A 24,494-nucleotide genomic window follows, 5' to 3' on the forward strand; every position below is an offset into this window, starting at 1 on the left:
GGATGTGGCAGTACGAAATCCAAGACGGTAGTAAGCGCGTGCGGTTTGCGGCGGGTGAGCTATCGACAGGCGTGTGGGGTTTCTACGTGCAGGCCTAACATCTCGTTCGAGGCGGACGGCTCCGCCGCCGCTTAACTCCAGCGTCAGGCCAAATCATGGATCAGAAATTCACTATCGACCTTGAAGTTATGCGCGCCTGGTCACAGCGCTGCACAGCCAATAGGCGCGGTACTTTGTGGCTTTGGCCGCTAGCTTTATTAAGTACAGTAGCCCCAATTGTCTTAGTCGCGGTTTTTGGCGCGTCATACTTCATCGCAGCGTTCGTTGCTTTCTCCGTTGGGCTACTCATAATTGGCGTAACCCTCAGTATTAAAGCGCCGCAGCTATTTTGCCCTCACTGCGGCAGACGTCCTCTGCGTTGGCCAAGACTCAGCCTATATCGTCGCAACATGTCTCCATTGTCAGCCGAATATTGCGAACATTGTTTATATTGGCTGCAAGAATCGTCCGTTTGGCGAGTGAGCGCCTAACAATTCGTTCAAGGCGAATGGCTACGCTGCCGCTTAACTCCAGCGTTAGGGGGGCAAAGGCTGTGCTTAGCAATATCCGGACAAAAGGACTTTTGCAACTTGTGTGGGCGTCGGCCTTATTCGTTATTTTTTTTGGCATCGGGTACTGGCTAAACTCTCTGGGCTGGCACCACATGCCGTGGGAGTTCGCCATACCCGCTGGGTACGCACTCGCCGGCCTGCTTCAGGCAATCACTGGCATTCCGTTTGCACAGTTTGCATCTCAGTGGGACGCTTTGCAGCCTTGGCAGCGCGGTGTTTTTGGCGTCGGTATTGTGCTCGCATCATTCGCCTTGTTGTCTGCGGCAGCAATAGCCTATGTTTCTTACCAAGGGCCGGGTTAATTGCTCCCCTAACTACTCGTTCGAGGCGGACGGCTTCGCCACCGCTTAACTCCGGTTAGGCCTCAAGGTGAGAAATCAATAACGCAACAGGCTGTGCAGTTGCGACCTGCCTGACCAACGATCCCGTCCACGCAGCGCCATTAGTTCAATGACGACGCTGGCACCGACCACCTCGCCACCAAGCTGATCGACCAACGCACGCGCTGCCGCCAGCGTGCCACCCGTGGCCAGCACATCATCGACAAGCAACACGCGTTCGCCCGGCTTCAACGCATCGCACTGCGCTTCCAATCGATCGGTGCCGTATTCGAGCTGATAGTCCGCAGTCACAACAGGCGGCGGCAGCTTGCCGGGCTTGCGCAGGGGCACGAAACCGGCGTGGAGTTTCTGCGCGAGTGCGGCGCCGAAGATGAAGCCGCGGGCTTCGATACCGCATACGGCCTGCACGTTGCTGTGCATCCACGGCTCGGCGAGTGCGTCGACGCAGCGCGCGAAGCTGGCAGCATCGGCCAGCAGCGGCGTGACATCGCGGAACATCACGCCGGGTCGGGGGAAATCCGGCACGGCGCGGATCAGTGCAGCCAGTTCTTGCATCGGGTGTCCTTGATGATCTCGCTTGCCGCTAATCAGCAAGGCACAACCATCGGCCCATCCGGCAGTTCGCCGATGTCGTCGATGGCGGCCCGCGCTTCGGTGAGTCGCGCTTCGACCAGATGCACGATGCCGCTCGCGATAGCCAAGCTCGACTCGGGCACCATCACGGCGATGTAATCCATGGCGGGCAGCTGGCCGACGGCGCCGGTGAGGTATTCGCCGGCGATGAACGCCGGGATGCCTTCGGCTTCCAGCGCATCCTTGACGAGGTGGGCATCGAACAGGTTATCGGCGCGGTAAATGGTGTGCATGTCCGCACGCTAACCCGCATGCCAGTGCGCGGCAAGCGCCGGAATGGCGCTTCCTGCGCCTGTCACGGGCGACAGGGTAAACTTGGCCGTTTCCGCTATCGCCCGAGAGTTGCGCACGATGTCGATCGAAAGTCCCGCCGCCGCACCTGCCACGTCCGCTGATGCCACGCCGCCACCGGCCGTGACCCAGACCCAGGACTTCATCCGGCAGATCGTGCGCGACGACCTGGCCTCGGGCAAACATGCGGCGATCCACACGCGGTTTCCGCCGGAGCCGAACGGCTATCTGCACATCGGCCACGCCAAGGCGATCTGCCTGAACTTCGGCATCGCGGCGGAATTCAGCGGCTGGTGCAACCTGCGCCTGGATGACACCAACCCCGGCAAGGAAGACCCGGAGTTCGTCGAAGGCATCAAGGACGACGTGCGCTGGCTCGGCTTCGAATGGCACGGGCTGCGTCATGCGTCGGATTATTTCGAGGTGTTCTATCTCTCCGCGCTCAAGCTGATCGAGGACGGTGTGGCGTATGTCGATGACCTCACCGCCGAAGAGATGCGCGAGTATCGCGGCACGGTGACTGCCGGTCGCAATTCGCCCTATCGCGATCGCAGCGTGGAAGAAAACCTCGACCTGTTTCGTCGCATGCGCTCTGGCGAATTCGCCGATGGCAGCAAGACGTTGCGCGCGAAGATCGACATGAGCGCGGGCAACCCGAACCTGCGCGACCCGGCCATTTATCGCATTCGCAAGGTCACGCACCAGAACACCGGCGACCAGTGGCCGATCTATCCGATGTACGACTACGCGCATTGCCTGTCGGATGCGCTCGAAGGCATCACGCATTCGCTGTGCACGCTGGAGTTCGAGGATCACCGTCCGCTGTACGACTGGTTCGTCGATCGCGTCGATCTACCGAACCATCCCGAGCTGTGGCGCTCGCTGCTCAACGCGAACATCCCGACGATTCCATCGAAGCCGCGACAGATCGAATTCTCGCGACTCAACCTCACCTACTCGATCACCAGCAAGCGCAAGCTTGCGCAGCTGGTGAGCGAAAACGTGGTGGACGGCTGGGACGATCCGCGCATGAACACGCTGCGCGGCCTGCGCCGTCGGGGTTTCACGCCGGCCGGTTTGCGCCTGTTGATCGATCGCCTCGGCGTGAGCAAGCAGAACAGCATCATCGACTACTCGGTGCTGGAAGGCTGCATCCGCGAAGATCTCGACGTCACCGCCGCGCGCCGCATGGCCGTACTCGATCCGCTGAAGCTGGTCATTACCAACCTGCCCGATGGCCACGAGGAAACGCTGACGTTTTCCAATCATCCGAAGGACGAAAGCTTCGGCGTGCGTGCCGTGCCATTTTCGCGTGAGCTGTGGATCGAGCAGGACGATTTCGCCGAGATTCCGCCGAAGGGTTTTCATCGCCTCAAGCCCGAGGGCGAAGTGCGCCTGCGCGGCGTCGGCATCATCAAGTGCGAGGAGCTGATCAAGGACGCAAACGGCATCGTGATCGAACTGCGTTGCACGCTCGATCCTGAAACACGCCATGGCCTGCCCGGCGCCGATCGCAAAGTGAAAGGTACCATCCACTGGGTCAGCGCGAAGCACGCGGTGAGCACCGAAGTGCGCGTGTACGACCGCCTGTTCAACGTAGCCGCGCCGGAGAACGAGGAAGACGGCAAGACCTGGCTCGAGCACGTGAATCCGCAGGCCAAGCGCGTGGTGCGCGGCTGGCTGGAACCGGCCGCCGCGCATGTCGATCGCGAGCAGCGTTTCCAGTTCGAGCGGCTCGGCTATTTCGTTGCCGATCGCGTCGATCACACCTCGGCGCTGCCCGTGTTCAACCGCACGGTGACTTTGCGCGACGTGTGGGCCCGGCCACCCGGACAGTAAGCGGAGACCGCGCATGCTGCCTCTGCAGATTCACCTCACCCTGCCGCCCTGGATCGGCGACGTCGCCGACGAGAGCCACGCGTATGTCAGCGATGACGAGCGCGTGGGACTCGCGATTGCATTGTCACGGCACAACATCGAAAGCGGTCACGGCGGCCCATTCGGCGCGGCGGTTTTCAATGCGGAAGGCCGGCTGATTTCCGTCGGCGTGAATCAGGTGGTGCCGCAAACCTGTTCTGTCGCGCACGCGGAAATGATGGCGTACATGACCGCGCAACAGCGCCTGTCGACGTTCCGGCTCAACGAGCAAGGCGGCCGCTACACGCTGGCCACCAGTGCGCAACCGTGCTGCCAGTGCTACGGCGCCACCATCTGGGCGGGTATCGATGAATTGCTGATCGGCGCGCGTTCGGAAGATGTGGAAGAACTCACCGAGTTCGACGAAGGCCCGTTGCCTGCCGACTGGATGGGCGAACTCGAACGCCGCGGCATCGCCGTGCGCCGCGACATCCTGCGCGATCAAGCGCGCAGCGTGCTGACCGCGTACGGTTCCAGCGGCGCGGCATATTGAGCCGCTGGCGCGCCGCGCTTCCGCTGGTTCTGCTGTTGCTGGCAGGCGTGGTGCTGTTTCTGTCCGGCTCGCTGGATACGCTCACGCCGCAGCAGCTGGTGACGCATCAGGGTGAACTCCACGCGCAGATCAGCGCGCATCCATGGCTCAGTCGACTCGCCTTCGTCGGACTGCTCACGCTGGCCGTGGCCACCGGCATTCCCGGCTCCTTTGTCATCATTCTTGCCGGCGGTTTCGCTTTCGGCGTGGTCGAGGCCACCTTGTGTTCTTCCATCGCATTGACGCTGGGCTCGCTGGTTCTCTATCTCGCCAGCCGCTACGCGTTCGGCGCTGGCAGCCGGCAGCCGCCGAAAGTAGTGGCGAAACTGCATCACGGATTCGAGCGCCATCCGGTGAGCTACACGTTGTTCCTGCGCTTTGTGCCGGTGGTTCCGTTCGGTGCGGTGTCGGTCGCGCTGGCCTGGCTGCGCTGTCCGCTGTGGCTGTTTCTCGGCGCCACCTGGCTGGGCGGCACCATCACGCTGATCTTCGAAACATCGATCGGCGCGGGCCTCGGCGACGTGATGAGCCAGACCGACACCTTCGGCTTCGATCTCTTCATGCATCGACAGGTGCTGCTGCCGCTCGGCGCGCTCGCCCTGCTCGCGCTGCTGCCGTTGCTGCTGGAACGCGTCACGCGCAAGCATCGGCAACGACCCGACACGGAGCGTTGAGCCGGCCATCCGTCGTATGGCTGACGGCGGCGCCGATTGCCCGTGAAGCCAGCTGCCGCAATGTCGGTTTCGCGCTAGGCTCAGCGCACGGCAAGTTGTCGGAGGGGGCACGGTGACGCAGACACAGGCCAGAAGCTTTCCAGTTCGGCTGTGGCGGCGCGCGACGCTGATGCAGCGGCTGGGCTTTGTCGCGCTGACTCCGACGCTGATCACCGCCGTGTTGCTGGTGACCATGCTCACCCGGCATCAGTTGATGACGTTGCAGGCGATGGGACGCTCCACCGCCGATGCCATCGCCACCCAGACCGCGTCCATTTCCACCGAGCCATTGCGCAACCTGCAGCGGCGTGAACTGGTGCGCATCGCGCAATCCACCGGTGAACTGCCGCATGTCGCGCATGTGCAGATTCGCGCGTCCGACGGCGAGATCCTGGCGGACTTCCGCGGCCACGGCGATGCAAGCCCGGAAGACAGCCTCACCATGGTGCGCGATGTGGCGGATCACAGCGACCCATCCGCATCGCCACTCGGCTCGGTACTGGTCGAGGTAAGCCTGAGCGAAGCGATCGCCGCGCAGCATTCGAGCCAGCGCAACGCGATCATCGCGCTGCTGCTGAGCCTGTTCATCGCGGTAGTGATCAGCTGGCAGGCGGCGCGCTGGATCAGTGCACCGCTGCGGCGTCTCGCGCGCGCGGTGAATCAACTCGGCCGCGGCGACCGACGCGTGGAAGTGGAGATTTCCGACCAGACCGAAATCGGCGAACTGCAGCAGGGTTTCAACCACGCCGCGTCTGCGTTGTTCGACATGCAGCGCGGCATGGAACGCAAGATCGAACAGGCCACCATCGAACTGGCGCGCAAGAATTCGGCGCTCGAAGCAGCCAGCGTCGCCAAGGCGCGATTCCTCGCCGCCGCATCGCACGACCTGCGTCAGCCGCTGTATGCGCTGACGCTGTTTTCTTCGGCGCTGGCGGTGGAAGAACATGATCCCGTGCGGCTCGACCGCATCGCACACATTCAGGAATGCGTGCAGGCGCTTGATCATCTCTTCAGCGAACTGCTCGATCTGTCGCGACTGGAAACCGGCGCGATGCAGGTGGAGATCACCGAGTTCCCGCTCGATCACGTGTTCGACGAAGTCAGCCGCAACTTCCGCATGATCGCCGAGCAGCACGACCTGCGGTTGATCGTGCGGCCCACGCGCCAGTGGGTCCGCTGCGACCGCAGCATGCTTGCGCGCATCCTCAACAACCTGGTCAGCAACGCGCTTCGCTACACCCACACCGGCGGCGTGCTGGTCGGCGCGCGTCCCGGCCCCGGCGACACCGTGCGCATCGATGTATGGGATACCGGCGTCGGCATCGACAACGAAAACCAGACGCGCGTGTTCGACGAGTTCTATCGCGTCGAGCAACACGCGGAACACCAGCGCGACGACGGCCAGCGACGCGGACTTGGCCTTGGACTCGCCACCGTGCAGCGCCTCGCCGACCTGCTCGATCTGCACGTGGTACTGAAATCGCGACCGCATCGCGGCACGCTTTTCAGCTTCCTGCTGCCACTCACCGAACCGACGCTGCTCGGCTTCGACCAGCAGGAAGAAGCGCCGGTACTCGATGTATCAGGCATGCGCGTGCTGGTGATCGACGACGAACCTGCGATTCTTTCCGGTATTCGCTACCTGCTCAAGAGCTGGGGTTGCGATGTCGTCACCGCGGAGGATCGCTCACAGGCACTGGAAGCCGTGCACGAATGGCCGATGCCGCCGGACATCGTGATTTCGGATCTGCGCCTGCGCGATGGCGAGAGCGGACTGGACGTACTCGCCGCGCTCGACCATCACTTCAAGGGCAAGATCGAGCGCCCGTTCGCGCGGCTACTGATCACCGGCGAAACCCGCAGCGATCGCCTGCGCGAAATCATGGCAGCGAAGATTCCGGTGCTCTACAAGCCAGTGTCGCCCGAGCAATTGCGCGAGGCGATGATGACCATCTGGACGGCTTCGCGCGCGATCGCGTAACGCGCGTCGTTATTGCTCGAACCGTTCCACGATGCGGCCGGTGCTGTCGACGAACAGCCTGCGCGTCTCCCCCCACAGATGCACCACGTGGCCGTTGAACGGATTGCCGATGCCCAGCGACGTCTGGCCGAACACCTCGCCACCGCCCGGCGTCAGAAACAGCTCCACAGCCGCATCGAGAAACGACCAACCTGCGGATTCCGCAGCGACGTTGCAGCCGTTGAAGTAAACGCGCGCGCTGGGCGTGGTCAGCCGGTTGTAGCCAAGCGGGATCATGCTGCGCAACGTCGAAGCGCTGACGCCGTCGTCATCGAAATAGATGCGTCCGGGCGAGCCATGCGTTTCGAAAAGGATGCGTTCGAAACGCGCGCCGGCGGCGACCTGCGCGTTCAACGACGTCAGCAGGTCGGTGAAGCTGGTTACCTTCAACGTCGTGGTGCCACGTGAGCGCGCCATCAGGCGTATGCGAAAATCGCTGGCATCGTAGATATGCAGCAGGGACATGCGAAGTTTTCTCCGGTCGGTTCGCAGCGACGACTCGCAAGCGAACGTTCAACTCACCTGATAAGACTGCGTGTTCAGTTGCAGCACGGCGTCGAACTGCACCTTTTCGCGTTCGGAGCCGAGGTTGATCAGTGCCTCGACGCGAAAGCGCAACGCGCGTTCATAAGCACGCTGGCTTTCCAGCTGCACCTTCACTCGCGTCAGCCGCGGCTCGTGCAGACCGATGGATTGTTCCAGCACCTTGCGGATGCGATCGCGGTCGCGCGGACTGAGCAGGCTGTACGAGGAAAAATCCGGAATGCCGAAAGTGAGCGAGGAGCGGCGACACTCGACGAACGCTTCGGGCAGGATGCGCGCGGCTTCTGATCGCGTGTTGAGCAACGCTTCCAGATCGCGCGATATCTGGTCGCGAAATTCCAGCAGCGACATGCCGCGTCCCTGATCCTCGGGCAAGGGCTTGTCGGTAAGACGATCGAGCACGGAGCGCATCGGCGGAATCCTGCGCAGTTACATCGACGCGTTGAGCTTGCGATCCCAGCCGGCGTGTTTCTTGCCCTCGGCAGTGCCTTTGCGGCCCTGCGGCTGGTAGACGAATTCGATGCGGCTGTAACTCAGCACCAGGTGTTCGACCGGCAATACTTCGCCGTCTTCGGTGCCGACGTTCCAACTCGATACCATCACGTCCTGCAACTGGATCTGCAAATACTCCAGTGCTTCGGCGCCGGACGCCTTGCGGCAAGTCAATATCGCCTTGGCGATTTTCTGTTGCGTGGTCGATGCCTTCAGCAACGGCGCGGAAGCGCCGTCGATGTACTTGGTGACATGCAGGTCACCGACACGAACGCTGCCGTTGAAACCGGCGCCACCCACCGCCTCGGCGCGACGCGATGCGCTGGCGAACACCGGGAGATTGTCGCGACCGCCGGAGATCGCGCGTGCATCGCGCGCTTGATCTTCATCGTCGTCGTTGACGCCGAACGACCATCCCGAGACATCGATCTCGCCCTGGTGTTCCTCGTCCTTGGTCTCGCCCTGGATGCCATCCAGCTTGAGAAAGAAATCTTTGCTCATCGACTACGCTCCGCCAGAACGTTCCATCGACGGAACGCAGGATGGATGCCCCGACGTCGCCGGAGCATCCATGCAAAACACGCCGTGCTCAGGTCGCCTTGTTGGCGTGGCGGTCGTAGCTGACAGCGATCGAGCCTTCCAGCGAGCCATCCGCTTTCTGCGGCTTGTACTCGTAGTTGATCACCGCGTAGTTGAGGCCGATGGACTCGTTCGGAATCGGGCTGCTGCCGCCGGATGCGCTGGAGTGATAGCTGGAAATCAGCACGTCGGTCAGCGTGAGCTTCAGATATTCCTGCTTGTCGCCGCCAGCCTTTCGGCAAACCAGCACCATGCTCTTGATGTGCTGGCCGGTCGCCACGGCCTTGAGCAGCTTGGGCGTGGACTTGTCGGCGTACTTGGTGATGGTGATGTCGCTGAAGTCGGCCTTGCCCGCGCCGCCGCCGCCGCCCGCACCGAACGTGCCCTGGTTGGTGGCGCCCCACGACCACGACTGGATTTCCAGTTCGCCCTTGTGTTTGTCATCGGTGGACTCGCCATCGATGCCGTCGATTTTAAGAAAAAAGTCGCTCTGTGACATGGATCAATCCTCGAAAGATTCTCAACGCGCCGACTTCGGAAGCTCGGCCACCAGACGCAGCGAGACGCTCAGTTCGTCCAGCTGGTAATGCGGCCGCAGGAACGCCACCGCCTTGAATGCCCCCGGCTTGCCGGGAATATCCACAACTTCGATCGTCGCTTCGCGCAACGGGTATTTCGATTTCATTTCCTGCGAGGCGTTGTCGTCCAGCAACACGTACTGGGTGATCCAGGTGTTGAGGAAACGCTCCACGCTCGAACGCGAGGCGAAGCTGCCGACCTTGTCGCGCATCATCGATTTCAGGTAATGCGCAATGCGGCTCACCGCGAAAATGTATTGCAGTTGCGAGGCGAGCCGCGCATTCGCGTTGGCTGCATCGGTGTTGTATTCCTTCGCCTTCTGCGCGGACTGCGTGGAGAAGAACGCTGCGTAGTCCGTGCCCTTGCAATGCACCAGCGGAATCATGCCGAGGTCAGCCAATTCCTTTTCGCGACGATCGGTAATCGCGATTTCGGTCGGGCATTTCAGTGCAACTTCGCCATCGTCGGTCGCGAACGTGTGCGTCGGCAAACCTTCCACCAGGCCGCCGCCCTCGACGCCGCGGATCGCCGCAGTCCAGCCGAATTTTGCGAACGCGTCGGTGAGCTTGGAACCGAGCGCGTACGCGGCGTTGGTCCACAGATAGCGACTGTGATCCTTGCCGGAAACATCCTCGACGAAATTGAAACTTTCCACCGGCGTGGTTTCCGGCCCGTACGGCAGGCGACCCAGCACATGCGGCATCGCCAGTCCGACGTAGCGCGAATCCTCCGATGCGCGGAACGATTTCCACTTCGCGTACTCCACCGTGTCGAACACCTTCGCCAGGTCGCGCGGACCGGACAGATCGGTGAAGCTGTCGAAGCCGAACATCTCCGGCGACGCAGCCGACAGCAGCGGCGCGTGCGCGGCCGCGGCGACGTGCGACATTTCCTCCAGCAGGTACATGTCTTCCGGCTGGCGGGTGAATTCGAAGTCGCCGACCATCGTGGCGAACGGTGCGCCGCCGAAGGTGCCGTACTCTTCCTCGTAGATTTTCTTGAACAGCGTGGACTGATCGAAGTCCGACGCGTTCTTGAAATCCTTGACCAGCTCTTTTTTGGTGCAGTTGAACACCTTGATCTTCAGCGTGGTGCTGGTCTCGCTGTTCTCGACGAGGTATTTCAACCCGCGCCACGAGCCTTCCAGCTTCTGGAATTCCGGCGCGTGCATCACCGCCGAGAGTTGATCGGAAAGCAGCTTGTCGATATCCGCGATGCGTGCATCGAGCGAAGCGATCGCATCGCTGGAAATGCTGATCTGGCCGGCGGTAACCTGATTCACCAGTTCGGAAATCAGGTCGCGTGCGCGGTCGCGCTCGGTGTCGGTCTTGGCGATGCGGCTCTGGCTGAGGATGCTGTCGAGCAGGCTGCCCTCGGCTTCACCGGCGACGGCGCCCTGTGCAGTTTCTTGCTGTGTGCTGGCCATGTCTTGTCCCTAGCGTTGCGTATGCGTGGGTGAATGCCTGGATGCGTTGCGAACAATCGAGGCTTATTCGGAGCCGCCGGACGATCCCACTTCCTTGGTCAGGCGCGTGATCTGGTCGGTGTTCTGCAGTACCTCGTTGAGCAACTCCTCGAACTTGTCGTTGCCCGCCATCTTGTTGCGCAGGTCGGCGAGCTTCTGACGTGCCTCGAGCAGCTTGCGCAGCGGCTCGACCTGATGCGCCACGTTCTCCGGGCTGAAATCCTCGAGGCTGCGGAAGTTGAGCTCCACGCCCACCTTCGAGCCATCGCCCTTGAGCCGATCTTCCACCTGGATCTGCACGCGCGGCTTCATGCCCTTGAGCACGTCGTCGAAGTTGTCCTTGTCGACGTTGACAAACTTGCGGTCCTTCATCTTCGCCAGCGGTTCGGCTGGCTGACCGGTGAAATCACCGAGCACGCCGGCGACGAACGGCAGCTCCTTCTTTTCGATCGCATCACCGACTTCCACGTCGTAGGTGAGCTGCACACGCGGTGCGCGGACACGATCGAGTTTGTGTTGCGTGCTTTCTTTCTTGGCCATGGCAATTCCCCGGCAGTTGGGCGAAGCGCGCCGCGCGAATGCACGACGGCGATGACACCGAAGTCTAGGAACGCGACGCACGCGAAAGAATTAGCCGGACGGCCAGTTGTTGGTCTATGACTTTGGGGGTGGATGTCGCGCGGGGCGCGCTGGCGTTGCGACGCGGGCTTGCGTTCGTCGCTTGCGTGCCGCTCTTCCAACGTTCGCGCATGAAGGCGGGAGTGAATACTCGACCGGCTTCCTAACCCTCCGTCATTCCCGCAAAAGCCGGTATCACTCTTTGTTTTGGTGCCTGGTTTGGAGCAAGAGCTTTTGCGCTCCTACGGAGCGCGAGAACGCACGAACGCCCTTGACTACCCGTAACGATGGAGATCGGTTCCGGCCTTCGCCGGAATGACGGAGGGCGAGGTAGCCCGGGCTTCGCCGAAATGAGGAAGGTGGATATCTAACGCAAAGGCCCGAACGACGAAGTCGACGGCGAAGCGCAGAGACCAACCATCACTCCCCCGAAATCCCCACCCGGTCCCGAATCGAAGCCAGCACCGAACTATCCCTCACCACTTCGTTGAGCCACGCATCGAGCGGCGTGTTCGCCCACACCACGGCTTTTTCCAGCATGAAGGCGACCGGGTTGTGTGGTTCGGTACGGCGGAAGAAGGCGGCGATGTCGCTGATGGCGCGCAATGCGGCGTCCTTGCTCGCGGCGCTGTTGCTGGAGAGGTCGAGCGTGCCGCCGGCGGACGCCGATGAGCCGCTGCCCGATGACGCGGAGGACATCGATTCGTCGCTCGCGGCTGTGGCTGCGGCGCCACCGATGCCCTTGGCCTGCGCGGTTTTTGCGACGACCTGGCGGATGCGCTTGAGTGCATCTTCGACGGCGGCGAGCGACGGGGACGCGCGGCCGAGCCGTGTATCGGCCATGGTCTTGAACGCTTCGAACGTCGCGAGTGCGCGATCGGATTCCTCAAGCAGGCCGAGCACCGCTTCGGCCGAATTGTCCTGCATGGCCTTGTCGAAGGCTTCGCCGGTGAGGCGACCTTCCTCGAGTGCGGCCTGATACGACTCCTGATTCTGCCGCGCGAGGTTGTCGACTTCGCGCGAGTCCTGCCATTGCAGCAGCGTCATCGGCACCACGCCACCGGACAGCGGCACGCGGCGCAATGCATCGCTCGCGTAGATGTTGTACCAGGCGAGTTTCGCCGCGCGTTCTTCTGCGTCATCGCCGTCGAGTTCGGGAAACAGGCCGTCCCACAAGGTGTCGAGCATGCCGTGCAGCAGTTCAACCGACTGCCTCGCACCGCCGACACCCTCGGTGGAAATCAGCGCTTCGCCGAGCCACACCGCCATCTGCAGATCCTTGCTCTGCGTGCTCAGCACGTCGGTCGCGAGGCGGATCACCAGCCGCCAGTCGGCAGTTTTCAGATCGGTCTGCCATTCGCCCTGCCGCAGGTTGGGATCGTCCGATCGGCGCGCTTCGCGAACGCGGTCGTAGACGTCGTTGAAGCTGATGTCTTCACCGCACGGGCGGTCGGGTGAAATCGGCGCCAGCAGTTCGGCCAGTTCGATGCTCATGCTCGTTCTCCTTCGACAACTTTGATGAATCCAGATGGACGGCTATTCGATGATCGTGGCGGGCATCGCCACTGGCGTGTTGCGCGCGCCGAGGTATTGCTTCATCGCGTCGGTCAGATCGATGGTCAGGAATATCTGCGCCTGGTTGAAACCCACCGCGCTCAACCGCGCGCTTATGTCGGCCCATTGCAGCGCCGTGTACGAGTCGCGGAAATCGGCCAGCGCGAAACTGTGCGAACCACTCGCGAAATCCTTCAGCAGTTGCTCGAAACCGTCCTGCCCCGAATACAACTTGGTCAACACCAGCGGCTCCGCTGCGGCCGGCGCCGCGGCGGTGGCGGCGCTCGCCGATCCGGCGGGAACCAGCGCGACCTCGGTCGGCGCCGGTTGTTCGACACTGATGCGCAGGCTTGCTTGCGGGCAATTGGCTGGCGACCAGAACACCGCCACCTTGGATTCGGCCAGCGATTGGGCCTTGCTGCTGGCGCTGAAACTGTGGTCCTTGCAGTCCACCTGCAGCACGGTGCCGAGCGCACCTTCGACCAGGCTGCCGACCTGGCTCGGCCCGGTGAAACTGAAACTACCGACCATGAAAGGCTGGTCGGTATTGAGCGCGGGCTGCGCCTGGCTCTGCGCAGCCATCATCGCCTGGAAGCCCGTCGTCAGCGGTAGCGTGACACCGCCGATCCTGATCGGCGCGCGTTCCTTCTCGCTCACGAATGGCGCAAGCCAGTCGTTGACGAACGCGTTGAGTTTTCCCTGCGGACCGTACAACGCGGCCATCTGCTGCTCCGGCGGCAACTGCTTCAGTGGCGCGGCCACGCCCTCGTTCCAGCGTTGCTGCACGTATTTGGCCGCGCGCTGCACGGTGAGATAGAGCAGCAAGTGTGATGGGCCCTGCACCACCGACCACGCGCCCAGATCGTCGCCCTTGAACTTGGCCGCATAGCTGTCGTCGGGCCGGTCGACCGATTGCAGCAGCGTCGCGTACTCGCTGGCGGGCGGCTGTTGCGGCGCACCCTTCGCACGGTAAATGTCGGCGACGATCTGGTAGAGATTCTGGTCGCCACCCTCGGCCTGCAGTCGCAGATAACCATTGGCGAACAGTGCGCGCTGCTTGTCGAGCACGCTGTGTCGCGTGTCCAGCATCGCCAGCAGCCAGGTTGGCGGCGTCACGCCCGAGGAACTGAACCAGCCACCGACCGTGTGCCCGAGAAACGCGCCAAACGGTTTCCATCCACCCCAGCCTGCCGCCTTGGTCTGCGACCACGCGCGCTGCCAGCGCACCGACAGCGGCAATTGCAGCGGCAGGCTCAACAGATTCTGCTGCACGCTCTCAAAAAAAAAGCGGTAGGGATTGTCGTCGCCGGCCGCGCGCGCGGCGAGTTCGTCGGCATGCCCGTTCCACAGGTTCACGCCATCGAAGAAACGGCTCTGGAATTGCGCCCAGGCGTGAAAGTAGCTGGTGAAATAGGCACTACGAAACCCATCGACCAGGCTTTTTTTTTCCGCCAGAGTGTCGCCGATGGTGGTGGTCATCGGCTTGACCACACCGCTCCATGTGTTGGCCGTATAGGCGGCTGAAATCGTCGGCAGGCTGCCCGCCGCCACGCCGACCAGCCGATCGGCCGGTAGCCAGTCGTCCTGCAGGCGCGGGCCGGTCATGCGCGCGTCGGCCCACACTTCCAGATCCTGCGGGCGCGGTGTGTACACGGCGAGCAGCCGCTGCAGTTCGCTCTGCAGGCGATGCTGCTCATCGTCGAGCACGTCGCTTTTCTGCCAGCGCAGATAACCCAGATACGTGCTGAGCAGCGCGTTCGCGTTGTCGCTGTCGCGCCGCGTATCGGCATCGGCCGTGTAGAACGGCGCGAACAGCCGCGAGCGCGGATCGAACACCACGTTGTGCGGCAACTCGCTGTCGAAGCAATCGCTGCCGTGACCGCGGCAATGCTGCAGGATGCGCAGACGCTGCGTGACCGCCAGCACGTGCTCGACACCCACGCGCCCCTTGCCGATGTCGTCATCGAGCATCTGGTCGTACGGGGCGAGGATCAGGCTGGAGAAATCCGCAACCACCTCCTGCTTGAGCTGTTCGATGTCGCGATCCGAACGGCGCAGGCCGAAGCCGAGTTGCGTCTTGTCGGCGCTGGCTTCGAGTTGTTCGATAGTGCGACCGCAACCGGCTACCCACGCAATGCGGCCACTGGCGCCGGCGTTTTCGCGACCCTGACAGGCCGCGCGCGTTTGCGCGAGCAATTGCGCGTCGTCCGTGCGTGCCTGGCTCAACCCGAAAGTGAGATAGCCGGACATGCCCAGCAAGGCCGCGACACCGAGCGCAGCGACGCCCATGCGCCCGGCGCTGCCCTTGAGGCTCGGCGTCGCGAGCGGTTGATCGGCCGGCAAGAATCGCGTGAAGAGATCGGCGACGAACGCACCCGCGGGCGTATCATTCGCTGGCGCGCCGGCGAAATAAAGTCCGCGCCAACGTGGCGTTCGCTGGAACGGGTTGTCTTCCAGCAACAGGCTCACGAACTGACGCAGGCCGTTTTGCAGACGGCTGATCGACTGCACGAACTCGAACACGCCGCGACGGCCTCGCACGTCGTGCCGTGCGGCAAGTGCGGTGAGTCGAAGCGCGTGCAGACGTTCGGCCATCGGTGCGAAGAGGTTGTCGAACTTCGCGCTGGTGCCGGCGCTCACCGCTTCGTTTTCCGGCAGCCGCCAACCCATCGCCTGCGCGAACGCTTCGGCCGGCACGGCACCACGAAACGCCGCGTAGCCCGGCAGCAAATCGAGCCCGGTCACCATCACGTACACCGGTAACTGGATCTGCAAATGCTCCATGCTTTCGTCGACGAGGCGACGCAGGCGCATGCTGGTTTCCTTCAGCGCGTCCGCGTTGCCGAGCAGGCTGCGTACGCCGATGCAGGCGACGATGCCGTTGAGAGGCAGCTGATCACGCTCGCTGGCGAGCTGCATCAGCGCCTGATACCAGAGTCCGCGTTCGGTGCGCGCCGAGGCATCGCAAACGATGCGCGGGCTGGTCTCGATCGCGATCATCGATTTGAAGAACCACCAGCGCCACATTGCTTCGGACTCGCCACCGGCGGGCGCGGGAAATGGCGATGTGGTGCTCGCAGCCTGCAGCAGGCCGTGCACGTTGGCATCGGCGTCGCCGAGAAACAGCATCCACGGCACGCGATACAAGGGCTGGCGGCCGCTCGCCATGTCGGGCGATCGCTGGATCGTGCGCTTGGCTTCCTGGATCGCGGCACTCATCTTCGCCAGCGGTTCGCGCTCGTCGTCCGGATTACCCGGACCCAGATCGCCGATGCGCTGGCGCGCGCGGCCCGCACGCGAATAGGTGCGTGCGCCACGCGTGAACCACCACAGCACCGCGAGCGCGGCGAGACACAGACCCAGCAATTGCCAGAAGCGCGGCGGAATGCCGGGCACGATCGCCGGCACCACGAACGCGATGAGCGCGAGCAGCACGATGCCGCCGATCACGAACAGTCCGGGACGAAACCAGTTTTTCTGAAGGAGGCTCATGCGATGGTCCTCATTGCGCCGGTTCGGTCTGCATGGTCATGAAATCGGCGACGAACTTGTCGTCGGCGTGGTTGGCGTCGATCGATGCCTTGAGCAAGGGCAGGTAATCCTTGGCGGGTTCCGAATCCGGGCGGAAACCGGTGTACAGCGGCGTGGGCGAAGCGACGATGGTGATCAACTCCTGCCCGAACGGCGGCTCGACGGTGATCCAGCCGGTGCCGTCGGACAGCTTGCCCACATCGAATTGCTGGCTGGCGGGAATGACCTGTCCGCTATGCGCATCGCGCGAGTTCGGAAGGATGTGCACCACTTCGCCCTCGACGGTGTAGTAGTCGACATACAGATAGCCTTCGTGGCTGGCCTGGGTGAGTTTCACCATCACCTTCTCGTCCTTGATGAAGCGATCGCTGTGACCGGTGGTCGGCGTGACGGCGAGGCCATCGTGGCGATCGAGATTGCGCTGGCGGTACGGCGTGAGCATTTTCACGACTTCGCAGTGTGGCCAGATCAATACCTTCACCTGATAGCTCGGCGTCTTCACGCCCTTGATGCCTGCGATGTCGCTGCGCAGGCGTTCCAGATCGACCGATTTGGAAACGTAACCGCTCACTGCGGTCACGCCGTCCTTGTCGACCGTGCCGGTAAGGGCGGCGCAGTTGTAGCTCGCGGTTTCCTGATCGACCATCTGCTGCACGGTCGGCCCGGTCACGCGCGCAGGCGACATGAAAAACCACACCAGGTACGCCAGCGGTATCGCCAGCGCGATGACCGCGCCGATCTTCATCAGCAGCGCGTCCCATTGCTTGGGATAACGCGGGCCGGTCGGGTCTTTCATCAGGTACGGCTGCGGCGTGATCTGCTCTTCGCGCAACGTGTGCAATGGCGCGGGCGCCACCGGCAACTGGCGGCTGTTGAGCTCCTTGATCTTGCCCAGCTCGCCGTGATCGCCAGTCTCGTAGTAGTACTGGCCGACGAAGCCGAGCAGCAGCGCGTGGTAGTACACCTCTCGCACTTCCTCGTCGCCGCCCTTGAGGTTGGAGAGGTGCTCGAAGAACTCGTTGCCGGCATTGTTGGTGTTGAACAACGACACCTGCAGCGGGCTGGCCTGACTCCACCACAGCGGATTGCGCGTGATGATTTCATCGAACCATGCCACCACCGCGAACGCCGCGGACTCGACCGCAGCCGGTGGCTTGCCCGCCGTGAGTGCGGTACTGCGCGCCTGCTCGATCAGCAAGCGTGCGCGCGCATACACCTCGTCCACGCCGCCTTGCGAACTGCCGCTGGCGACCTGTTCGTCGATCGCGAGGCCGAAGGAAAACAGCGGGACGAAATATTCGAGGAGACGCGCCATCGATTATTCCTCCGCGCCCACGGGATACAGCTTGATCACCGTCTGATCCGGCGGCAGATCGCAGAACACCGCCATGTTGCGTGCGTTGCGGATGCCCTGCCAGAACGGATGTCGCGTATCGACCAGGAAGTACGTGGTGTTCGGCGTCTTCTGCGGCAATTCTTCCGGCGGCACCGGCAACAGATCGATCTTCAAGCCGAATAACGCCGCCTGCAGCAGCCGCGGCATTTCCTCGATCGAACAGATCTTTCCGGTGCGGGATAGACGTCCAAACAGATCCTGCCCGCGCAGCTCCGATTCGAACGCGAGATAGAAGCGCGTCTTGTCCGACTCGAACAGATTCGGCGGCAACTCGGCCTTGAACAGCTTGCCGTCGTAGGTGAGCGTGATGCCGACTTCCGCACCGACGGTGAGTGCCTTGATCAACGTCTCGGCGCGTTGGAATGCAATGCGAAAACACAGCCGAAGGTTGTCGTGGTCGTACGGCGGAAGCTCGGTGTCGGCGGGGTTGTCGCGCAGCCCGCCGGCGAATCCGATGTCCTCGGAGAACACCGAGAATTCCGCGACCAGCTCGCGCAGCTGCATGAAGAGTGGATACGGCGGAATCACGCCGCCGCGCACCGCTTCCTGCAAATCCGCGATGTAGCGCGCGAAGGTCTGCATCATCACCACGCGCATGACTTCCTGTGCGCTGGTGGATGCGGCGCGAATGCCGCGCTGGCGTTTCACGCTGGAGAAATCCGCACCGCGCGACACCAGCAGGTCGCGCAACGCGCGCGTCCAGCGCAGCAGGTTGGCGGAGCCCTGCAGCGCGACGAGTGGCGGAATGTAGTCGGCGGAAAGTTTGAAACGGCCCGGACCGTTCGGCACGATCTCGGCGAACTTGTACGACTCGCATGCGGCGAGCAAGGCGTCCGCGCCCTCATCAACGCTGGTGACGACCTGCGCCTGGTAGCCGAGAAAATCCACGTCCGCCGCGGGCGCTTGCGGATCGAACGGATCGGCACGCGATTCGCCGTCGAGCCGATGCCGCGCCGGCAGGCGACTGCCGCGCTCGTCACTGCGACCCAGTCCATCGAGCGTGCGCTCGCGTTTCAGCACGAGGTGCAGCGAGATCGGATCGTTGTTCGGCACCACCAGTTCCAGCAGGCTGCGTTCGGGCACGCGCGCGTTGCCGCCGCCCTCGGCCGTCGCCGCGACGCCGCCACTGATCAGTTCGCCCTGCCGCGTCAGCAGCACGAAGCGCTCAAGCGTGGCCATGCCGGTGGCGAGTGCGTCCTCGCGCAGCACCAACGATTCGTAGCCCCAGTGATACGGCGAAAACTGTCGATGCAGACGCAGCGCATACGCCTGCTGCCATGCGTCCTGCGCCTGCAGATGTTGCGGAGTGAGGAAACCACCCTGTGCCCAATGGACCTGTCGTGCGGGTTGCATGGTTTTGTCCTAGTTGAGAGCGGGGAACGGGGAGCGGGGAGGGAATGGAGAACCGGGCATGGGAAACGTGGTGAGCAAGGCAGCGGACAGTTTTCTCGTGGAAGGAAGTTGGATGCCGAGGAACGACAGCGCGCGATCACGCGCACGTTCCCCTGTCCCCGTTCCCAACTCCCCGCTCCACCTTTGCTCGCTCACGCCAAAGCCCCGCCTCGCAAGTCCCGCGAGCAATCCGTCCTTGCCAGTGAGGTGGATCGCGCCGACGGCGACGAAGCAGCCACCGTTGCGCAGCAGCGGTTCGAGCTCCTCGATCCAGCGTGCGTTGCGTTGTTCGATCAGGCACCCGCGTGCGTGGCGTTCGGCGCCTTGCGCGTGTGCGTCGAGCCCGTGCATGGCGTCGATGTCGGCGAGCCAGCCGGGAAGATCGCCGGCCCGATAGAACGCGAGCGATCGTTCGGTCTCGGCGCGCAGTTCGTGCGGATCGGCAAGGCGTTGCTGCAACACCACGGCATATTCCGCCGGCGGCGCGCAATCGAGTGCGGCGAGCTGGTCTTCCAGCGTTTCCAGGTGCACGAGTTTCAGGCCGTGCCGACGCGCGACGTCTTCCACCACACTGTCGATACTGTGCTCGCCCGCAGTGCCCGCGCTGGCAGCGGGTGCATCCTGGCCTTCTTCCAGCAGGGTCATCGCAACCCACGGCTTGAAGCGGTTGAGCTGCACGCCGTTGTGCTCGGGCAGCAGCGTGCCGAGCTCGATGAATTCGGTACCGCCAATGAGTTGCGCGAGACTTTGCCCCGGCGCGAGAAATCGATAACGGTCGTAGCTCGACTGCCACGGCGTATCGCCATCGACCTCGTTGACGAGCGTGTGCCGCGCCTGCACTGCGTCGGTGACGCGCTGCGGATCGAGTCCGAGTTCGACCGGCGTGCCGATGTGGATCGTGCCGAACAGCAGGCTGTCCGCCGCGCCTGCCTGTGGCGAATGGATGCGGAACAGCACGCCGCGTGCCGCGCGCCAGTCGAAGCCGTCGTCGACACGCGTCGATGCATTCGTGCTCGACGGAGAAACCGGCGCCGCCACCGATGCAGGCTTTGCGACACTCGCATGAACCTGCGTCGGCAGCGAGCGCGGCGACCGCGCGAACGCCGACATGGCCAGCGACGCGCAGCACAGCGCGAGCAAGCCGTGCAGGCCTCGCCAACGTCGTGCTGTGAGCGCCATGCGTGCCGTGAGCGCCATGGTCAAGTTCCCTGTCGTGATCATCAGCGATTCTCACGACGCCCCGCCGCGACGGCCATATCACGGAGAGCCTAGGCCGTTCGGGCGGCCTGCCATGTGTTGCTGCCGGCGCACACTGCGGCTATGTTGCCGGAGAGTTGAAAAGGCTGCGGCGGGATGCCGTGGTTCAAGCCATGGGGAAAGCTATGCGGATATTGATTGCGGACGACCATCGGCTGATCGTCGAAGGCGTCAAGCTCAAACTTGCCGAACTCGATTCCGACGTCGAGTTCAGCGTCGCCATGGACGTGGACGAACTGCGCCAGGTCATTCGTGACGAGCCGGCGCCGGCCATCGCGCTGATCGACCTCACCATGCCCGGCAGCGACGGCCACGCGCATCTGATCGAAACCATGGCGAGCCTGCCTGGCGTGCCGGTGCTGGTACTTTCCGGCGCCGAGGATTCACGGCTGATGCGCGAGCTGCTCAGCCTCGGCGTGCAGGGTTTCATCCCGAAGGCATACTCACCCGAAGTGATGCTGTCCGCAGTGCGGCTGGTGTTGTCCGGCGGTGTCTACGTGCCACCGATGATGTTGCTCGAAGGCAGCGCCGCGCCCGACGTCAGCGCAGCCAGCCACGCCGAAACCACCGCCTCGCTGGAAGAACGCCTGCGCAAGCTGCTCACCGAGCGGCAGATCGACGTGCTGCGGCTGCTGTCGCAGGGCAAGCCGAACAAGGTGATCGCGCGAGACCTGGGCATCAGCGAGGGCACGGTCAAAATCCATCTCGCCGCCATTTTCCGCGCCCTCAACGTGCGCAACCGCGTCGAAGCCGTGGTGGCATCGCGCCGCATCAGCGGGCTTTGAGCAAAGCGGCGGGAAACCGGCCGCGAATCGCATTTCTGTCACACATCGCTCGATCACGGGCGCTAGACTGCAAGGCCAACCATGGCGTCGCGACGGACCGCGCATTGCAGGGGCAGGCATCTTGGGCATCTCGCATCGAATCCAACGCAGCACTGGCGCAGCGCGCCGCCGATGGCGTGTCGCCTGTCTGTGTTTCGCCGCCATGCTCGCGCTGCCGCTCGCCGCGCAGCAGCCCGTCGCGACGGATAAACAGCAGGGCCCGCTGACGTTCGGCATCCTGCCGATCGGCGGGCCATCCGAATCGCTCGACGCCTGGCGGCCGATGCTCGACGACATGAGCCGCGCGTTGCATCGGCCGATCCGCAGCATCTCCGTCAGCACGTACGAAGGCCTCGCCGAAGCGATCGCCGAAGAGCGCGTGGACATCGCTTTCGTTTCCGGGCGTCTCGCGCTGGGCGCGGTGAGCCACAACCGCATGCAGGTGATCGCGCAACTCACGCGTGGCGACGGTTCGCACGGTTATTACTCGGTGTTGCTGGTGCCGAAGAATTCACCCATCCACACGCTCGACGATCTCTACGGCCGCCCCGGCCACTGGCGCTATGCGCGCGGCGAAGCGTTGTCGATGTCGGGTTACCTGGTGCCGGAAACCCAGTTATTTGCCAGCCGCAGTCTGGATTCGGACACGTTCTTCGCCAGCGTGGTGGTCGACAACCACCAGAACAATGCGCTGTCCGTGGCCAACAACGAAGTGGATGTCGCGACCAACAACACCGCTGACCTGGAGCGCTTCGCCGAACACTTTCCCGACCAGTACGCGCGACTGCGCATCCTGTGGAAATCGACGCTGATTCCGCACGCGGTGATCATTGCGCGCGGCGATCTCTCGCCCGACCTGCGCGCCGCGATCACCGATTTCGTCACCCGCTACGCCAAGAGCGGACGCAACGCGACGACCGAACTGGCCAAGCTGAAACTGATCCACGACATCAGCGGTTTCGCGCCGGCCGGCAACGACACGCTGATCCCTTTCGCCGAGATCGACTACACGCTCGACAAGCGACGCGCGCTCAGTGCCCAATGGGTGAGCAAGGACGCGATGCAGGCGCGCCTGCAGAAAATCGAGGGCGATCACGATCGCCTCGTGCGCGAACTGAAGGCGAACCGCACGCTGGACACGCCCGGCCCCTGAGCCACGTCGCGGCGCTCGTCCGACAGATTCACGAAGGCGTTCCCCCTCCACCGCCATAGCGCGTCGGTGGTATGGCGGCGAGCGACGCGCGGGCCAATCATGGCGGTCACCCTTCCGCATGGGAGACCACCATGTCATCGCGCTTCGTGCTGCCACGTTTTTCGTTCGCGTCATCCGCGTCGGTAGCGTTCGTGCTGGGGTTGTCGCTGACCTGCGTCGGCGCGCTTTCAGCACAGACGCCCGCCGTGGCGTCGACCGGAAGCGACGCACTCGGCCAGCCGTTCGTGACCAAGTACGCGCGCTTCCAGCCCGTGCCGTTCAACGCCCTGCCCGGCTGGAACAGCGACGCGTTGAGCGAAAGCCTCGACGTGTTCAGCCGCAGCTGCAAGGTGCTTTCGCGCAAGGATGCATGGAGCGCGTCTTGCGCCGACCTCGCTTCGGCCGACACGCACAGCGACGATGCGGCACGGCATTTTTTCGAAGCGCATTTCCAGGTGTATCAGGTGATGAATCCCGATGCGTCGGCGGACGGTCGCATCACCGGCTATTACGAACCGCAGCTCGAAGGGCGCAGCACGAAAGATGCGCGATTCCGCTTTCCCGTCTACGCTGCGCCGCGCGACCTGTACCAGCTCGACGCGCGTTCGCTGAGCGGCGCGAGCCGGCAATCGTTTCGCATCGAAGGCAATCGCCTGCTCGCCGCGGCACCGGGCACGAGCGACGCGCGCGACTACGCACTGGCGCTGGACGACGACCTGCCCGGCATGGCGGACAAGCGCTATCGCGTGCGCGTAGATGGCGACCGCATCGTGCCGTACTACAAGCGCCAGCAGATCGAATCACAGGGCATCGATGCGACCGTGCTCGCCTGGGTGCAGGACGCCTACGCGCTGTATTCGATGCAGGTGCAGGGCTCGGGCAAGATCCATCTCGAAGACGGACGCATGGTGCGCGTCGCGTATGCGGAGCAGAACGGCCAGCCGTTTCTGCCCAACGCCTCATCGAGCGATACGGCGGTGGCGAGCAGTGCGATCAAGACGCGCGGCCTGCGCCTGGGTGCTTCCAGCGCGGCGGGCGAAGCGGCCAACGCGCCGAGCGAGGATGTCTCCGCGATCATCGCGCAGCTCAGTCACGGTGGTTCGTCGAACAGCAACGCATCGACCATCGCGCCCTCATCCGCGCCGGCGCATCACGATGTGGAGACAACCGGCAACAGCGCAGAGGCCAGCGCAGGCAACGCACAGGTGCAGGCGATCATCGCGCAGCTCAGACATGGCGGCGGCGCATCGACGAACAGCACGAACAACTCTCCACACGACGATGCCGCACCTCGGATACCAGCAGCCGCCCCCACGACAACGACCACCACCACGACAAAGGCTGACGATCCGCAGGTGCAGGCGATGATCGCGCAGCTGCTCGGCAAGGCGTCGCCGCCGAGTACCACAGGCGCGAGCCGTCCGCCTCGCGACAACACGCATGTCGGCGGCAGCCAGATCAGCGGCAGTGATGCCGCGCGACTCGCTGCCGATCCGCAGCGCAAGGGCGCGGCGAAAGGTCTTGTCTCGGGCAACGGTGCCGGCGGCGCGCTCAGCGGCATCGGCGACCCGAGCTATGTGTTTTTCCGTGTGATTCCCGATGGTCCGCAAGGCCCGCTCGGCGCGCTCGGCGTGCCGCTCACTGCCGGTCGTTCACTCGCAGTCGATCCGCGCACGACGCCGCTCGGCGCGCCGGTGTTCGTCACCACCGCCGCACCCGGCGGCAGCGGCAGCATCGATCGATTGATGTTTGCGCAGGACACCGGCGGCGCGATCCGCGGCAGCGTGCGCGGCGATTTCTTCTGGGGCTTTGGCGATGACGCCGGCAGCATGGCCGCATCGATGAACGCCAACGGCCGCATGTGGTTGCTGCTGCCGAAGGGACTCACGCTCGGCGCGCTGAATCCGAAAGTGCGCACGCGTGGACTCGGCAGCAGCGCTGCCGCGCCCGACTGCGTGATCCCCGACGACGAGAGCTGCGTGGAGAACTGATCCATCGCGCTCGCATCGCGCTG

Annotated in this window: 20 protein-coding genes; 7 read left to right on the plus strand and 13 right to left on the minus strand. The window is 63.6% G+C overall.

Annotation, left to right across the window (positions count from 1 at the left end; translation table 11 throughout):
• Positions 1-988 precede the first annotated feature (988 nt).
• Together GSQ73_RS00025 and GSQ73_RS00030 are read right to left on the minus strand one after the other, a co-directional pair.
• Positions 989-1,507, minus strand: a complete 519-nt coding sequence (locus tag GSQ73_RS00025; RefSeq protein ID WP_158879612.1) for an adenine phosphoribosyltransferase — start codon at positions 1,505-1,507, stop codon at positions 989-991.
• 32 nt (positions 1,508-1,539) lie between these two features.
• Positions 1,540-1,818 carry a DUF2007 domain-containing protein gene (locus tag GSQ73_RS00030; protein ID WP_158879613.1) on the minus strand — a complete coding sequence of 93 codons (279 nt, stop codon included), beginning with the start codon at positions 1,816-1,818 and terminating at the stop codon, positions 1,540-1,542.
• Positions 1,819-1,936: 118 nt separating this feature from the next.
• On the opposite strand from GSQ73_RS00030, the gene GSQ73_RS00035 reads away from it, so the two are divergent.
• The 4 genes from GSQ73_RS00035 to GSQ73_RS00050 all read left to right on the plus strand — a co-directional run bounded on the left by GSQ73_RS00035 (position 1,937) and on the right by GSQ73_RS00050 (position 7,019).
• On the plus strand, positions 1,937-3,715 hold the full coding sequence (locus tag GSQ73_RS00035) for a glutamine--tRNA ligase/YqeY domain fusion protein (protein ID WP_158879614.1): 1,779 nt from the start codon (positions 1,937-1,939) through the stop codon (positions 3,713-3,715).
• Between the two features lie 13 nt (positions 3,716-3,728).
• A complete protein-coding gene (locus GSQ73_RS00040) occupies positions 3,729-4,286 on the plus strand; it encodes a nucleoside deaminase (RefSeq protein WP_158879615.1) in 558 nt (185 codons plus the stop codon).
• Complete coding sequence (locus GSQ73_RS00045) at positions 4,283-4,999, plus strand: VTT domain-containing protein (protein WP_158879616.1); 717 nt, start codon at positions 4,283-4,285, stop codon at positions 4,997-4,999. The genes GSQ73_RS00040 and GSQ73_RS00045 overlap by 4 nt, the downstream gene beginning before the upstream one ends.
• A 112-nt stretch (positions 5,000-5,111) precedes the next feature.
• The gene (locus GSQ73_RS00050; RefSeq protein ID WP_254063223.1) at positions 5,112-7,019 is read left to right on the plus strand and encodes a hybrid sensor histidine kinase/response regulator; all 1,908 of its coding nucleotides are present in this window, start codon (positions 5,112-5,114) and stop codon (positions 7,017-7,019) included.
• A 9-nt stretch (positions 7,020-7,028) separates the two neighbouring features.
• Here the strand turns inward: GSQ73_RS00050 and GSQ73_RS00055 are convergent, their stop codons facing one another.
• The 11 genes from GSQ73_RS00055 to GSQ73_RS00105 all read right to left on the minus strand — a co-directional run bounded on the left by GSQ73_RS00055 (position 7,029) and on the right by GSQ73_RS00105 (position 20,404).
• Complete coding sequence (locus GSQ73_RS00055) at positions 7,029-7,523, minus strand: DUF4347 domain-containing protein (RefSeq protein ID WP_158879617.1); 495 nt, start codon at positions 7,521-7,523, stop codon at positions 7,029-7,031.
• Positions 7,524-7,571: 48 nt separating this feature from the next.
• The gene (tssE, locus tag GSQ73_RS00060) at positions 7,572-8,012 is read right to left on the minus strand and encodes a type VI secretion system baseplate subunit TssE (RefSeq protein ID WP_158879620.1); all 441 of its coding nucleotides are present in this window, start codon (positions 8,010-8,012) and stop codon (positions 7,572-7,574) included.
• 18 nt (positions 8,013-8,030) lie between these two features.
• Positions 8,031-8,594: a type VI secretion system tube protein Hcp gene (locus GSQ73_RS00065; RefSeq protein ID WP_158879622.1), complete on the minus strand. Its 564-nt coding sequence runs from the start codon at positions 8,592-8,594 to the stop codon at positions 8,031-8,033.
• 88 nt (positions 8,595-8,682) lie between these two features.
• Complete coding sequence (locus GSQ73_RS00070; protein WP_158879624.1) at positions 8,683-9,171, minus strand: type VI secretion system tube protein Hcp; 489 nt, start codon at positions 9,169-9,171, stop codon at positions 8,683-8,685.
• Between the two features lie 21 nt (positions 9,172-9,192).
• Positions 9,193-10,677, minus strand: a complete 1,485-nt coding sequence (tssC, locus tag GSQ73_RS00075; RefSeq protein ID WP_158879626.1) for a type VI secretion system contractile sheath large subunit — start codon at positions 10,675-10,677, stop codon at positions 9,193-9,195.
• A 63-nt stretch (positions 10,678-10,740) separates the two neighbouring features.
• Entirely contained in the window at positions 10,741-11,256 is a 516-nt protein-coding gene (gene tssB / locus GSQ73_RS00080) for a type VI secretion system contractile sheath small subunit (protein ID WP_158879628.1), read from the minus strand.
• Positions 11,257-11,754: 498 nt separating this feature from the next.
• Positions 11,755-12,828, minus strand: coding sequence for a type VI secretion system protein TssA (tssA, locus tag GSQ73_RS00085; protein ID WP_158879630.1), 1,074 nt, complete (start codon positions 12,826-12,828; stop codon positions 11,755-11,757).
• Between the two features lie 42 nt (positions 12,829-12,870).
• Positions 12,871-16,380: a type VI secretion protein IcmF/TssM N-terminal domain-containing protein gene (locus tag GSQ73_RS00090; RefSeq protein ID WP_158879632.1), complete on the minus strand. Its 3,510-nt coding sequence runs from the start codon at positions 16,378-16,380 to the stop codon at positions 12,871-12,873.
• A 10-nt stretch (positions 16,381-16,390) separates the two neighbouring features.
• On the minus strand, positions 16,391-17,734 hold the full coding sequence (locus tag GSQ73_RS00095; protein WP_158879634.1) for a DotU family type IV/VI secretion system protein: 1,344 nt from the start codon (positions 17,732-17,734) through the stop codon (positions 16,391-16,393).
• Between the two features lie 3 nt (positions 17,735-17,737).
• Complete coding sequence (gene tssK / locus GSQ73_RS00100) at positions 17,738-19,168, minus strand: type VI secretion system baseplate subunit TssK (RefSeq protein WP_158879636.1); 1,431 nt, start codon at positions 19,166-19,168, stop codon at positions 17,738-17,740.
• Between the two features lie 9 nt (positions 19,169-19,177).
• Positions 19,178-20,404, minus strand: a complete 1,227-nt coding sequence (locus GSQ73_RS00105; protein ID WP_158879638.1) for a TraB/GumN family protein — start codon at positions 20,402-20,404, stop codon at positions 19,178-19,180.
• 185 nt (positions 20,405-20,589) lie between these two features.
• Between GSQ73_RS00105 and GSQ73_RS00110 the strand changes: the two genes are divergently transcribed.
• From GSQ73_RS00110 to GSQ73_RS17880, 3 genes are all read left to right on the plus strand, one after another.
• Complete coding sequence (locus tag GSQ73_RS00110) at positions 20,590-21,249, plus strand: response regulator transcription factor (RefSeq protein ID WP_158879640.1); 660 nt, start codon at positions 20,590-20,592, stop codon at positions 21,247-21,249.
• Between the two features lie 121 nt (positions 21,250-21,370).
• A complete protein-coding gene (gene phnD / locus GSQ73_RS00115; RefSeq protein ID WP_256371876.1) occupies positions 21,371-22,441 on the plus strand; it encodes a phosphate/phosphite/phosphonate ABC transporter substrate-binding protein in 1,071 nt (356 codons plus the stop codon).
• Between the two features lie 131 nt (positions 22,442-22,572).
• Positions 22,573-24,471 (plus strand): MltA domain-containing protein, encoded by a 1,899-nt coding sequence (locus GSQ73_RS17880; RefSeq protein WP_216844704.1) that lies wholly within the window; start codon positions 22,573-22,575, stop codon positions 24,469-24,471.
• Positions 24,472-24,494 lie beyond the last annotated feature (23 nt).

Source organism: Rhodanobacter sp. L36 (assembly GCF_009765755.1).
Taxonomy (GTDB): domain Bacteria; phylum Pseudomonadota; class Gammaproteobacteria; order Xanthomonadales; family Rhodanobacteraceae; genus Rhodanobacter.